Below are 13,508 nucleotides of genomic sequence, written 5' to 3' on the forward strand. Positions count from 1 at the left end.
GCTCGAGGCCGAGGCCCGCGCGAACGCATTGTCCGACACCCCCGCGGGGATGGGGAGTTCGGCTACCGTTTCCCGGCCGACGAAACCCGCTGGGTGGGACCTGCATCACTGACCGGACCGCGTGGCGGATCTGCCAGGACAACCGCAGGGGGAGCATGCTCGGCACGGAGCGCGGCAGGGTCAAGAAGGCCGGCCCGCCGGCCCATGACCACCTGGTCCGTCCTGACCGTCCTGGCCCTCCAGGCCGCATGACCGAATCTGACACCCAACCCTGCAGCAGACTCCAGCGTCGAACGCACGAGCTGAAACAAAAGGAGGAACCTGTGAAAAAGTCTCTGCGATCAAGGACAGTCGCATCGCTGGCGGCCGCCGCAGCCATCAGCCTTGCCATCCCGGGCGCCGCAAACGCCGCTGATCACTCCGCCACGTCCGCCTCATTCACGGACGGCTGCGCAACAGGGATGGTGACACCCATCAGCACCTGGGGCCAGATCAGGGAATTCGCGAAGAACAACGCCCGGATCCTGGAAGCAGTGCCGAACGACCAGAACCGTGTCTGCTCCCCGAACAGCACCGTCGTAGGTGACCCCTACAAAGGATGCGGATACAACCGCGCAAACGGCTGGATCAAGGTCAAGACCTTCGCCGGACAGTGGGGCTGGGTCGCCATGACCTGCTGGGACGACGCCCCCTTCTAGTCCCGGACACGCTGCGCCCCTGATGATCCCCGGGGCGCAGCGGTGCCCGACAGCCTGCAACTCCCCTTCCACAACAGCCAGAACGCCCCAAAGGTCCGACGCCATGGGGGCTGCCGACCCCGGGAGAGGCAGACAGGCACCGGCTCAGACCCTGGAGGTCTCATGCGCACACACCTCGCTGCAACCATCGGCACCGTCGTACCGGCGGCAACCGCTCCGGCAGGCGCTCCCGCTGCCCAGGCGCAGGTCACCCCGGCCAAGCCCTTCCACGTAGCCGTGGGTAACACATGGACCGATGGCACGGTCACCTTCTACAAACGCTCGGTTCTCGTCGAGGGAGTCCACAAGTCGGCCAGCGCGGCCGGCAATCTGACGTGCCGGACAACCCAGGCAACAACCGTCAACGCCGCCGGCCCGATCAGCAGCAAGCGCTCCGGTGACATCGCCTGTGGCAACACCAAGTCATTCAGCTTCAGTGTGCCGGCAGACCAACCAGGCGCAGCCACAGCCGTGGACGTCTGCCTCACCGACGCCAACACAACAGAGCTGAAGTGCCACGCCGTTTCCTCGTGACATCCCCTCAGCGCAGCCGCACCCCCCTGCCAACCCCACCAGCAACGCCCTCCCCCAGCGCATTGGATACGTCCACGCCGCCGAACCGGGTACAGGTTCTCCTCCGGCGCACCACAAGCCGGTCAGCAGGAGCGACGCCGGTCGCTGATCGGCGGCCGGCTCGACGAGAGCACAGTCCACGTGGACCCACCGTCATGTTGTGCGCCTGGCAGACGTATCAGCTCCACATGCCCATGGCGATCTCCTCGAACGAGACCACCCACACGCTGTCTTCGCCGAAGAGAAGAGGAACGTGGCATTCGATGTCCCGCTGCACGCGCTGGACGACGGCCTCGCGCCCGTCGAACGACGACTGTACGGCGACCACCGGCGCAGCCAAGCGTGCGGTGTTGCCGTCGTTGCCGGCCCCTACAGTTCCCCAAGGGAACGCGCGGCATCTCCCGGACGAACCACACGGCCTCCTCGCTCAGCTCGTTCAGGCCCTCCACAGCGATCCCTTGAACAAGGCACAGCAGGTCGTAACCCTCGTCGAGGGCGAGCAGTTCCATACAGCGCGCTGTCGTGTCCTGCCCCGGGGTCAAGCTGATGGCATCCGAGTTTCGCCACCAGCGCGGCCGGATTCAACCGCGAACTCACCGTCACCGGCTCGCGCGGGCCGCAAGGAACCACCCCGACGGCACCGGCACCACCGAGCGGGATCTCCTCACACACCTGCGCGGGCACACACCCCACCAGCTGAGCGAACCAAGAGCGAACCACTCGGCCGGCTGACCAGGCCGGGACTCCTGCCCTCCTCGCACAACATCCGCTCCGAAGGTGAAGCCCTCTGGCAATCGGGCCACTCACCGGCGACAACCCTCGACAGCCGGTCGAGGGATCACTCGTGCCACGCACGAGACTCCACTCCAGAAGACGCACCCGGGAACTCGAGCAGACCCCACAAGTTGCACCGCCCGTCCCCGCGGGCGGGCCCCGCCGAGCCCGGTCCACGGCATCCACAGAACCACCCACCCGCGCCCGGCCCACTACCGAGCCCCCCGCCTCACCCACCCACTACAGCCGCCTCCCTCCCTCCCCGAACACCCCCGGACACCAGGCCTGCAGCGCCAAAGTCGAGGTCACGGTACATGCGGCGCGGTTCTTGCCCCGCTTTGGTCCTGGAACGTGCTGCAAGAGAAGGGGTGGTGCTTCGCAGCACCCGCACTTCGATGCAGCACCCGCACTTCGATGCGGCCGCGGCCCCTGGTTCAAGTCCCCATACTCCAGCGGCGACAACTGCCTGGAGTCAGCCCGTGTGCCCCGTGTCGTCCCTGTCAGGGACAGCAAGCTGTCCCTGACAGAAAAGACCAGTGGCCCTCTTCCAACTGCAGGCCTGGACGCGATTCATCACGAGCATCAAGGACCGCGAACTCCCGTCTACCTGATCCCCACGCAGAGCTGCTGCCCTCTTCAATCTCAGTGAAGAGGGCAGCAGCTTTCTGTTCTTCGAGTTCACGCTCGGCTTCCGACAAAGCAGAGGTGTCTGCTTCTGCTGTCGCCAGTTCCTGTCTGTCGTCATCCAACCGACGCGTTTGCCGGCGAACGCGGCCGTCCTGCCTTCCTGGCCGGCGAACCCAAGTCGGCCGGGAGTGCTGGATGGCTGTCCCTGCCCGGGCGGTTCTTTCGAGCCCGTGCATCGAGCTGACGCACGGAGACGTCGCACACGAGAAGCTGCGGCGTCCGTTGCTGGAACCTAGCCCGCGGCAGTCTCGGCGTGCCGGGCCTCCATCGCAGCGATCACCCGCTGCCGGGCCAGCCGCCGGGCCTGCTTGAGCTTCGAGTCGACCAGCAGGAGGGGCGCGAACCAGATCCAGCCCCACACGCTGTAGACAACGGTCCCGTTCAGAACCAGTGCCTTGTTGGTAGCGAGGGCCAGCACAAAGGCGACGCCGTACGCGGCCACCCGGTGGCGGACCATGAGTCGGAGCGGGGCCCGCCACGGGCCGGCCAGCAGTTCCAGCGCGGCCGCCACCTCGGCTGCCCGCAGGTCCTCGGGATGCGCGAGCGCCTGGCCGCCCTGTTCCAGCGCTTCGGCGACATCGGTGCTGTGAGATATCAGCATCGCCCGCTCGGCCCGCGCGGTGGCCGTCCTCTCCCGCACGTCCTGCCAGTAACCACGGCCGGCCCAGCCGAGCGCGTCCTCCACTCGTGCCGCCTCTGGCGACCCCGCCGGAGCCAGCGCGGCGATCCGCTCCTTGAGCAGGCTCGCTCGACCGCTGCGCCCGGGGTATGTCCACTCGTCGGCACGCAGGCACAGCTCCAGGTAGGAGACGAGCAGTCCGAGGTCGTCCGGCCACTGTGCGAGCCCGGTCCCGTAGGCCTTCTCCGCTTCGGCATCGTGGTCGTCCTCGTCCTCCGCCGCGTGTGCGAGGCCAAGCCACCGGTACAGCACCGGATCGGGTCCGAGTTCCTCCAGGCCGGATTCGGCCACCTTCCGAACCTCAGAGAATCCGCCCACCGCGAAGAGCTCCTCGCAGTGGTCGGCGTATTCGTCGTGTGTCATGCTTCCCGCCCCAGTCGATCAGTAGCGCCACTCTCAGCCACACCAACCCGCTGGTCAATGCATGCCGGAGGGGACCGGGGCTCAGACCTAACCCGGGCCGTCGCCAGCTCCTGCCCATCGGCCAACGCCTGGGCAGTCAGCATCGGGAGCCGTTGGCACAAGCCGTCAGATACCACCCCACGTTGAACACCGCCCTGTGTGGCGGGTCTTGCAGGATCCCCAGGACGACGGACCTGAATCCCAGCAAAGCCGCACGGGTTCCCACGCGAGAGCCCTTGGGCACGTCGAGACCGTCCTGGCCGAACTGGCCGAACTGGGAAGGGGAATCACCATTCAAGCAGGTCGAAGCAGGCGACGCCCTTCTTGTCGGGGTAGAGGAGAGTCCTCTTCATTGCAGCAGCTGAGGCGAGCAGACCCCCGGCGCGGCAGGGCCGGCTGCCTGACCACTGCACCCCCCGGGGGGCATCGTCGGCCGGGTAGGCCATGCGGGCATGCGTCGACGCCGCCGGGCGAGGGCCTGGACTCGGACAGCGGGCGCGGGCGCTGCCGGAGCGGCGCGCGCGTGGACGGGTCTGCGGGTGTGTGCCCGCTCGGATCGCGCCGCACGGCCGATGAGTGTTCCCGGGACCCTGCGGGCGGACGGGCGGACGGGCGGACGGGCGGGCGGACGGGCAGACGGGCAGACGGGCAGACGGGCAGACGGGCAGACGGGCAGACGGGCAGACGGGCAGACGGGCAGACGGGCAGATCAGCGTAGTCCGGCGAAGAGGTCGTTCTCCGGCACGGTCGCGCCGGTGGTGTCCTGGACCCGTACGAAGGTCTCCGTGCCCATGAACTCGCCGAACCTCTCCTTGCCCATCTTGAGGAAGAAGATGTTCTCGCCCTGACTGGCGTGCGCGGCCAGCGCGTCGAACTTCTGTCCGCTGAACGCGGTGGTGTCCACCCAGGTGGTGATCTCGTCGTCGGGGAGGCCGATCTCGGCCATCGCGGCCGCCTCAGCAGGATCCGGCTCCGGCATGTCCGGATGAAACTCGCGAATGATCTCGCCGAACCGCTGCATTCCCGAGCGAGGCATCGTCGTCCAGTACACCTTCGGTGTCAGCTCGGTCATTTCCACTGCCGCCATCGTTATGCGGTGAGCCTGAATGTGGTCGGGGTGGCCGTAGAAGCCGTTCTCGTCGTAGGTGACGACGACATCGGGCCGGTAGCGGCGCATGAGTTCCGCGAGCCGGGCGGCGCCTTCCTGCACGGGCGTCTGCCAGAACGATCCGGGGGCGTCGTTGCTCGGCCAGCCCGTCATCCCGGAGTCCGCATAATCCAGCATCTCCAGGTCGCTGACCTTCAAGACGTCACAGCTCGCCTCAAGTTCCTGACGGCGCATCAAGGCGACGGCCACCGGGTCGTGCCCGGGATCGCCCGGCTTGACACCCTCCGGTCCGTCACCGCAACCACCGTCGGTACACGTCACCAGAACCGTGCGGATGCCCTCCGCCGCGTACCGTGCAAGGACTCCCCCGGTACTGGTGGCCTCATCGTCGGGATGGGCATGCACTGCCATGAGCGTCAGCGGCCGGTCAGTCATGAAAAGGATCCTCCTGCAAAGATACGATCGGGTTCGAGTACGCGGCGGGCGTACTCGCATTACCGGGGCCGGACCCCGGCGGAGCGGACAGCCTGACGGTCTCCCTGTTCCTTCCCTCTCTGTGCGACGCCGGCCCCTCCCTCGCTGCAACCACGCCACCCGGACCAGGTGTTCCCGGACCACGCGCCCGGTTTACGAGTACCGGCCCCTTCTTGAACACGAACAGGGCGCGGGCACGGCCTGAACACCTCGATGCCCTGCCTCATACCGATGCCCTGCCTCATCCGGCTTCGGTCCGGAACCTGGCATGAGGGCGCATGAGGGCCCGGCAGGAAGACTCGACAAGCCCCACGGGATCTCGTCAGGCAGCGAAGCCGATGACGGCGACGTACTTATAGACGCCGTAACCGAATCCGGGATCGATGGCGATGCCGTCGAACCAGCGCCCGCGTCGGCGGCATCGTCCATGGCGGCCGGGATGTCGACACCGGGAGCGGCAATCTCGGGCTTGAAGGTGCGGGTAACGGCACCGTGGTGTGGCCGGCTCACCCGGGACTGGCTGAGGGGATGGAACTCGCGCGGGTGCCGCGGCCGCCCCTGTTTAGGCGTTGCAGCAGGTGGCGGGCGACGCTGTGGCGGCGTACCTGCAGGTAGGCAGCCTCCAGTTGGGCAAGGCTCTTCTTCGACCCCCTGCCGCTCGGCGGCCAGCGTTTCAGGGTGCGTTCGGTGATGGTGTGGCCGACCTGGCGCGCAGTGGTCTTCGCATGGCTGAGTAATCGCAGGTAATCGACACGGCTGCCGAAGGCTCTTGCTCTCACGAATCCCAGGTCGAAGCGTCTCAGGCGCACCGGGGAAGACGCGACACCTCAGCATGCGAGTCCACCAGTCTCAACCCTCGGAACACTGTTTGCCGGCGCGCGCCGCCGGTACCCGTACGGCTCACACGAGCTGTACGGGTACCGGCGGGGGGACCGCGTGGTCAGCGAACGTCGTAGGCCCGGGTGACGGTCTGGGTGACCGCATTGCCGTTGGCGTCGGTGAACTCGGCCTTCGTCATGACCTGCTTGCCGGTCGCACCGGTGTGGTCGAGGACGGCCGTCCACTTGCCGTCCTTCTTCTGGGTCGGTGCCTGGATCCAGGTGGTGCCGCCGTCGTAGGAGTAGGACAGCGAGGCCTTGGTGATCGCGCCCGGGGTGTACCCGGCGTGGCCCTCGACCGACAGGCCGACCTTGATGCCGCCATGCGCGGGCAGGGTGTTCAGGCCGTCCACCGGCAGGTCGTACGCCGGGGAGAGGATCGGCAGGCCGCGCGAGTAGACGTCCGGCTCCCGGTGGGAGCGGAAGCTCCAGGTGGTGGTGATATCCATGGAGCGCAGCCAGTTCCGGTCCGAGGTGGGAATCTTGGACAGGTTCTGGGTGAGCTCGTACGCGGAGTCCTCGTCCGGCACCTCGAACACGCCGAAGGGGTCGTAGCTGCTGCCGATGGGCTCACCGTTGCGCTTCAGCGCCAGGTTGCCGAGATCGCCGAACGACCCGCCGTAGGACCAGTGGTCACCCGAACCGTCGACCCAGAGCGCGTTCTGGAAGCCGATCAGGTCGCCCTGCCGCTCGGCGGTCAGCATCAGCTTGCCGTCGGCGTCGCGCGGCGCGGCCGGCCGCAGGGCGCCGCCGTACCACTTCTCGGTACGCCGCTCCCCGGCCCGGTAGGTGCGCTCCTGGTCGTTCATGAACGCGGCGAAGGGGAAGCTGGTCATCGCGCCGTGGTACCAGGCGTCGTCGCCGGTCGTGTAGTAGGCGGTGCGGGTGCCAGGTACGTGGACCGTGCCGAACGGGCTCACGGGGATGTAGGCGCCGCTGCCACCGGCGGGGCGGACGAACATCGCGTCGATGTAGTCGGCCTCCTTGCCCACGGCGTGCCATGTTTCGGTGACCTGGGCCAGCTTGGAGTCCTTGGGCTTGTAGACCTGGTCGGAGTGCAGCGGGCCCCGGGTCGGGAACGAGAGGTTGTAGACGTACGGCGAGCCGTCCTCGGAGCCGTAGGCGCGCCAGGTGGGCCGGAACTCGAAGGTGCCGTTCCCGGCGCGTGCGTCGATGTCCGCGTAGAACTTCTGGACCGTCTTGTCGGCCGTGAGCGACCCGGAGATCTCCCAGGTGTCGTCCCACGTGCGGGCGTAGCTGAGCGTCGTGTTGGTCACCGTCGAGGGGCGGTCCGTCTTCACGCTCACCTGATGGGCCTTGCGGGCGTCGAGGACGACGGTGGTGTCATGGGTGATCCGCAGCTGCGGGTTCGCAAGGTAGCTGGCCGACTCGAGCGCGTTGTCCGCGTTGTACGTCGTCACGAAGCTACTGAGGGAGTAGTCGCCCGGGCGCACGCTGTACGTCTGGTCGGTCGCACCCCCGTTGGTGCGGCGCTCGCCCTTGTCCGTGTCGAGGCTGACGAGGTCGAGGGAGGAAGAGCCGGTTGCGGGCTTGCCGTCACGGTCGATGGCCTTCACCCGGAGCGTGAGGGTCTGCGGCTGGACGTAGAGCGTGACGGGCACGGAGACGTGCACATCGCCGCCGGTTGCGAGGATCCTGCCGGTGACCGCACCGTACTGGGCGTCCGTCAGACGGGCGGTGGGGTCGATCCGCAGCGGCACCTGAGCGGTGGCGCCCGCGGGGATCTTCACCTTGTCCTTGGCCGGCTTGACGATGTTGGAGCGGACCTCGCTGCCGTCGTTGCCGTGCACACCACTGACCTTCAGGCTCAGGGTGAGGTCGCTCTTGCCGGTGTTGGTGAAGGGCACCTGCACGGTGGTGCGGTCCGAGGCGTCCTGCGGCCAGTTGTAGCTGCCGGCCTGCACGGCGGGCGCGGCAAGCACCTTCTGGTTCACCGCGCCGAACACGTCGAGGACGCCACCACCGATCTGGTCGGCGCCGGCGACCTTGTCTGAGGTGCGGGCCGAGGAGACCAGGGCGGCCTTGATCTGCTGCGCGGTCCAGTCCGGGTGGGCCTGGCGCACGACGGCCGCGGCCCCCGCCACATGCGGGGTGGCCATGGAGGTGCCGGACATCGTGCGGTAGGCGTAGACGCCGCGGCCACCCGCGCTGGCGGCCGAGATGTCGACGCCGGGAGCGGCGATCTCGGGCTTGAGGGTGTGGGTGACGGCCACGGGACCGCGGCTCGAGAACGACGCGGTGGTGTCGTCACGGTCGACGGCACCGACGGTGAGCACGCCGGGCACACAGCCGGGCGAGGAGACGGTCTCCGTGGCCGAGCCGGCATTGCCGGCGGCAACGACGAACAGAGTATGGGTGTTCTGTGAGAGCTGCTGCGTGGCCTGCGCCATCGGGTCGGCGCAGTCGCCGATCGTGGGGTTGCCCAGGCTCATGGAGACGACATCGGCCTGCTGGTCGACGGCCCACTGCATACCGGCGATGATCCAGGAGTCCTGGCCGTAGCCCTGGTCGTTGAGGACCTTGCCGATGAGCAGGGAGGTACCGGGGGCGACGCCCTTCTTGCGGCCGCCACTGGCCGCTCCGGACCCGCCGGCCGTGGAGGCGGTGTGGGTGCCGTGGCCCACCCTGTCGTCGGTGGTCTTGGAGTCCGTGAAGTTCTTGGACGCGGCGACCCGGTTCACCAGGTCCGGGTGCTCGGCGTCCACCCCGGTGTCCAGCACGGCGACCTTGGTGCCCTTGCCCTCATAGCCGGCTGCCCAGGCCTGCGGCGCGTGCACCTGCGCGGTGGAACGGTCCAGCGTGGCCTCGGCCCTGCCGTCCAGCCACAGCTTCTTCAGCGGGGAGGCAGCACGTGAGCGGGTGTCGGTGATGTCCCGCCAGAACGTGGCGGCGGTGTCCTTGCCCGCCTTGAGCGCGACACCGTCCACCGCCGGGAGGCTCAGGCCCCGCTCGGAACCACGAGGGGCCGCCGGCGCGCTTTTCGCGACGTCCACACTGTTGCGGTAGGTGGCGATGAGCGGCAGCGAGTCGGTGTGTGCGTCGTCGTATCCCTGGCGGATGAGCCCGGTGACGTTGAACAGCTCCTCGTCGACCTTGCCCTCGGCGATCGCCTCGGAGGCACCCTCGGGATAGACATAGAGGTCCTTGCCCAGCTGGTACGTCTGCACCATCGGCTGCGTACCGTCCTCGCGGGGCAGCACGGCCGCGGAGCTGTGACCCGACCTGTCGGTGGTCACCACCACCTTGTCGCCGGTGACGAGCGTGAGCGTCGTCTGCTTGCCGCCCGTCGCCCCGGCCCCGCTGCCGATGACGGGTCTTTCCCCCGAGGCACCGTCAGGCGGCGTATCCGCTGCCCCGGAAGGCGCGAGCGCCGTGACGGCCAGGGCGGCGGTAGCCGCGCCCATGGCTATACGCGTTATGGAGCGCATGGATCTCCCCACTCGAAACCGTGAACATGCCGTGCTGCCGCTGCAGCCTGGCAGACATCCAGATCGTGGAGTGATGCCGCGCATGACGGGTTTCCCGCATGTCGGTTTTCCGACACACGGTCACATCTACGAGTTCCTCAGCCCGGTGGAAACGACCTGGGCCGCACGCTGCAGCCTCGGCCGGATCGAGATCGACGAGATCAGAACGAGGTCGACGAGATCGGCGAGATCGGCGAGATCGGCGAGATCGGCGAGATCGGCGAGGCTCTCAGGGCCGGTCAGGGCGTCCAAGCCAGCCCGCATGTGCCGCGTGCCACCCCAGTTGCAGGCGCGAGTCCGCTCCGGCAAGGTCCATGAGACGGCGGGTCCGTCGCTCCACGGTGCGTATGGAAAGGCCGAGTTGGGAGGCCACACGCCGGTCGGAGATCCCTGCCAGCAGGAGGGCGAGGACCTCCAGTTCCCCCTCGGTCGGCTGCTGATCGTTCGCCGGCTGCGCCCGCACACCCGTGGTGGTGGCGTACAGGGGCCGGGCCTGGGCCCATTCCCTCTCGAAGAGATGGACCAAGGCCGTCAGCAGACCGCTGCGGTGCACCACGATGGCGCTCGGCTCACCGCCCGCGTCCGTCATCTCGAGTGGCACCATGGCACGCTCCCGGTCCGACACGACCATCTTCAGCGGCAACGAGTCGGCGAGGCGGACCTCGAGGCCCGCAGCGATCCCGGCTTTCACGTCCCGCGCCATGTCGGGGCCGTCGAGATAGTCCTTGACAGCAACAACACGGAAGTCGACTCCGCGGTCCAGGGCGTAGCTCTCCGACACGTCGGCGTCGTCGCGCGGCACCGCGGTGGGAGCGCCGACGAGGAAGACGAGCAACTCCCGCTGGGCGCCGCGCTGCAGTTGGTGGAACCGGTGCGCCACCTGCTCCACGCCGACAACCACCTCCACGACGCTGCCCGCAGGGTGCGCGGCGGTACTGCGGTACTGCTCGGTCAGCATCGAGAACGCCGTCTCGGCCCGGTGCAGTGCGTTGCGCTGCTCGACGAGCATCGGAGCCAGGGCCACCGAGGGTGGTGTGAGCCGGTAGCGAGCGGGCCGGCTGCCGGACACGCAGTCGGCCGGGTCGGACACCTCGCTCCCGGCCTCGGTGGTGACCGCGACCAGACCACGTGTCGTCAGGTCGAGCAGGATGCGGGTGGTCTCGGCCGTCTCAAGTCCGGTCTGCCGGACGAGTTCCTGCACGGAGGCAGTGGGACGAGCCAGAAGTGCGGTGTAGACGGCCTCTTCGTCCGGGCCCAATCCCCATGCCTGCAGCATCAAGCTCCTCCTCGGACGGCCGCTGTCCGGCCTTGGCACGGCTCGGGTGGACCGAGCAGACTCTTCGCGGCCGGACCGAGCAGACTCTTCGCGGCCGGACATTATCCCACTGTCAGGAAGTCGCCACTGTCCGGTGCCTGTTGTGGACGCATCCGAGTCGCCCGGCCCAGGAGTGGGCCCCGCACGGCCCACTCACCCGGATCCCGGATCCCGGATCACGGATCACGGATCACGCCGGTCACCGCACGAAGGCATCGACCGGCGGGGCGCGGCTCACCCACGCCCGGGCCTGCCTACCGTACGGGGAGTACACCACCTGCTCGGGAGGTTCCGTGCCGCAAAAACACCCGAAACGTTTCGCGCGCCCCTTCGAGAGCATCGAACCACCGCGCAACGTCGAGGTCGTGATCGGCGTCGCGTCGGTGACCTTCCTGATGCTGCTCCTCGGCGCCCTGTCCGAGTCCCCGGTGTGGCTTCTCGGGCTCCTTGTATTCCTGCCGGCGGCTGCGTCCGCGCTGTGCAGCGTGCGCCAGACGAAGTTCGTGGCTGCGTGGATCGCGCTTGTGGTCGTCGTCATCGTGCTGCTCCGGCACGGTGACGGACGGTCGTGGCTCGACAGGAGCCTCATGATGCTCCTCACCCTCGCCCTCGGCGTGGGTTCCGTCTACGCCTGTCACCGACGTATCCGCCGCGAGGACGAGATGCTGCGGCTCCGCTCCACCGCCGCGGCGATACAGCGCCACATCCTGCGCCCGCTGCCCGTGCTCACCGACGATGTCCTGGTCGACGGCGCGTACGAGCCCGTGCAGGAGGACCGGCTCGTCGGCGGCGACATCTACGACGTCGTCGAGTCCCCCTGGGGAACCCGGGTCCTGATCGGCGATGTCCAGGGCAAAGGCCTGCCCGCAGTCGGTGCCGCGTTCGCAGTCATCGGCGCATTCCGGGAAGCGGCCCACCGGGAGACAACCCTGACCGCGCTCGTCGACGCACTCGACGCCTCTGTCGTACGGCACAACTCCTACGCCGCACAGACCGGCGACGACGAACGGTTCGTCACCGCACTCATCCTCAACATCGACGCACACGATGACGTACAAGTCATCAACTGCGGACACATCGCACCCCACGTGCTGCACAACGCCACCATCAGCACACCCGCCCTCGACTCCGGCGTTCCCCTCGGTCTCGCAGAACTCGCCACCGAACCAGCGACCGTCGACTGGTTCACCTTCCCAGCCGGGGCAACACTGCTGCTGACCACCGACGGACTCACTGAAACCCGCGGCCCCGACGGCACGTTCTACCCCGTCACCGAACGCCTCACCGAACGGGTGTCCCTCTCCCCCACCGACCTGCCCCACGCCCTCTTCGACGACGCAAACGCGTACGCCGGAGAGCGAGGTCAGCACGACGACGTCGCCATCCTGTCCGTCCGGCGGTCACCCGTCCGTTGAACAGGTCACGCCACACAACACGCGACCGCGCGTCATACACGCCACCCACAGGTCAGCCCACACGCCCCGCGTCGAGTACGACGAACTGCCCGCCGAGCGCCACGCACATCACCCACACCCGCCCGCAGAGCACGGAATCGACAACGCTCGTCCGGCCGACGCCGGCCGTGCATGCGTCTGCGATCTCATCGATCGGCGCGGGCGTCTCCTCGCGTACGACAGCCTCTTCGGCCGGTACGACGACACCCGGATCCGAGGAGGGACGAAGGACGAAGCGACACCGCAGGCATGTTGGCCTCATTCACTGCTGAAGATTCTTCTGTCTCAACTTCCGTGACCGGTACGCTGAGTCGTCCGGTGAGAGATCGAACAGCGGGTATTCCTGAGGCGCGGGCCCGGGTGCCAGGACAGCACGAATACAGCTGATGCTCTGCCGCCACTTCGGATCATCGGCTGTTTCGTCCCAGAGCTCGGCGAGTTCCGACGCCCCGGCAACCACCCGGCCGAGCGCCTCGACCGCAAGCAGCCGAAGACCGTCAGCAGAGACCGGGACGGCAACGAACGAGTTGAGAGCCGAATCTGTCCCTGCCGTAGGTGACAGCCGCCAGGGTGTTCACACAGTCGTGAGCGTGGCCAAAGAGCACGTCGGTGACCTTCTGCACCGCTGCCACGATGGGCTCGGAACCCCGCAGTTGAAAGGCGGTCAAGGCGAGACGCACCCGCTCCAGGTTCATGGCCAGACCGATGTGCCTCGCGTCGATCCCTCCTCCTCATCGACCGCTCGGTACGAGCAGCGCAGCCCTCGGCCGGCTTCGCCGGCGGGACCATCCCCGCGGGCGCGGGGGCGACGGCTCAGGGGCTCGATGGCACGGAGGGGCTCGATGGAGCGGGCGTTGCAAGGGCCCCGCCACACGCCCGGGGGCTTCGGCTGGGCCGTATGGCCGCAGCGGTGCGTGCCTTCGCCGACGATCGGGCACC

At 68.1% G+C, this 13,508-nt stretch carries 11 protein-coding genes; 4 read left to right on the forward strand and 7 right to left on the reverse strand.

The features are described 5' to 3' along the window. Positions 1-323: 323 nt before the first annotated feature. The gene (locus tag ACIPWY_RS39575; protein WP_401537010.1) at positions 324-698 is read left to right on the forward strand and encodes a hypothetical protein; all 375 of its coding nucleotides are present in this window, start codon (positions 324-326) and stop codon (positions 696-698) included. Between the two features lie 162 nt (positions 699-860). After that, positions 861-1,271, forward strand: a complete 411-nt coding sequence (locus ACIPWY_RS39580; protein WP_401536998.1) for a hypothetical protein — start codon at positions 861-863, stop codon at positions 1,269-1,271. 217 nt (positions 1,272-1,488) lie between these two features. Here the strand turns inward: ACIPWY_RS39580 and ACIPWY_RS39585 are convergent, their stop codons facing one another. After that, positions 1,489-1,638, reverse strand: a complete 150-nt coding sequence (locus tag ACIPWY_RS39585; protein WP_401537000.1) for a hypothetical protein — start codon at positions 1,636-1,638, stop codon at positions 1,489-1,491. Positions 1,639-2,154: 516 nt separating this feature from the next. Here ACIPWY_RS39585 and ACIPWY_RS39590 point away from each other — a divergent pair. Beyond that, positions 2,155-2,733 (forward strand): DUF397 domain-containing protein, encoded by a 579-nt coding sequence (locus ACIPWY_RS39590; protein WP_401537002.1) that lies wholly within the window; start codon positions 2,155-2,157, stop codon positions 2,731-2,733. A gap of 270 nt (positions 2,734-3,003) precedes the next feature. On the opposite strand, the gene ACIPWY_RS39595 is transcribed toward ACIPWY_RS39590, so the two are convergent. The 5 genes from ACIPWY_RS39595 to ACIPWY_RS39615 form a co-directional block, all read right to left on the reverse strand. Then, a complete protein-coding gene (locus tag ACIPWY_RS39595) occupies positions 3,004-3,813 on the reverse strand; it encodes a hypothetical protein (protein ID WP_393706201.1) in 810 nt (269 codons plus the stop codon). Positions 3,814-4,561: 748 nt separating this feature from the next. Beyond that, entirely contained in the window at positions 4,562-5,395 is an 834-nt protein-coding gene (locus ACIPWY_RS39600) for a PIG-L family deacetylase (protein WP_393706200.1), read from the reverse strand. A gap of 979 nt (positions 5,396-6,374) precedes the next feature. After that, positions 6,375-9,761 carry a S8 family peptidase gene (locus ACIPWY_RS39605; RefSeq protein WP_401537005.1) on the reverse strand — a complete coding sequence of 1,129 codons (3,387 nt, stop codon included), beginning with the start codon at positions 9,759-9,761 and terminating at the stop codon, positions 6,375-6,377. 126 nt (positions 9,762-9,887) lie between these two features. After that, complete coding sequence (locus tag ACIPWY_RS39610; protein ID WP_401537007.1) at positions 9,888-10,052, reverse strand: hypothetical protein; 165 nt, start codon at positions 10,050-10,052, stop codon at positions 9,888-9,890. Further along, the gene (locus tag ACIPWY_RS39615; protein WP_393706197.1) at positions 10,030-11,076 is read right to left on the reverse strand and encodes a helix-turn-helix domain-containing protein; all 1,047 of its coding nucleotides are present in this window, start codon (positions 11,074-11,076) and stop codon (positions 10,030-10,032) included. Before ACIPWY_RS39615 ends, ACIPWY_RS39610 begins: the two co-directional genes overlap by 23 nt. A gap of 332 nt (positions 11,077-11,408) precedes the next feature. On the opposite strand from ACIPWY_RS39615, the gene ACIPWY_RS39620 reads away from it, so the two are divergent. Continuing rightward, positions 11,409-12,530: a PP2C family protein-serine/threonine phosphatase gene (locus ACIPWY_RS39620; protein ID WP_393706196.1), complete on the forward strand. Its 1,122-nt coding sequence runs from the start codon at positions 11,409-11,411 to the stop codon at positions 12,528-12,530. 301 nt (positions 12,531-12,831) lie between these two features. Here ACIPWY_RS39620 and ACIPWY_RS39625 read toward each other — a convergent pair whose 3' ends face one another. Then, complete coding sequence (locus tag ACIPWY_RS39625; RefSeq protein ID WP_362910777.1) at positions 12,832-13,131, reverse strand: DUF4259 domain-containing protein; 300 nt, start codon at positions 13,129-13,131, stop codon at positions 12,832-12,834. Between the last annotated feature and the right edge of the window lie 377 nt (positions 13,132-13,508).

Source organism: Streptomyces sp. NPDC090032 (assembly GCF_044748025.1).
GTDB lineage: Bacteria > Actinomycetota > Actinomycetes > Streptomycetales > Streptomycetaceae > Streptomyces.

What these genes read in the sequence shown, in the direction of transcription:
- ACIPWY_RS39595 (WP_393706201.1), bottom strand. Translation starts at nt 3,813, where the DNA reads ATGACACACGACGAATACGCCGACCACTGCGAGGAGCTCTTCGCGGTG.
- ACIPWY_RS39600 (WP_393706200.1), bottom strand. Translation starts at nt 5,395, where the DNA reads ATGACTGACCGGCCGCTGACGCTCATGGCAGTGCATGCCCATCCCGAC.
- ACIPWY_RS39615 (WP_393706197.1), bottom strand. Translation starts at nt 11,076, where the DNA reads ATGCTGCAGGCATGGGGATTGGGCCCGGACGAAGAGGCCGTCTACACC.
- ACIPWY_RS39605 (WP_401537005.1), bottom strand. Translation starts at nt 9,761, where the DNA reads ATGCGCTCCATAACGCGTATAGCCATGGGCGCGGCTACCGCCGCCCTG.
- ACIPWY_RS39580 (WP_401536998.1), top strand. Translation starts at nt 861, where the DNA reads ATGCGCACACACCTCGCTGCAACCATCGGCACCGTCGTACCGGCGGCA.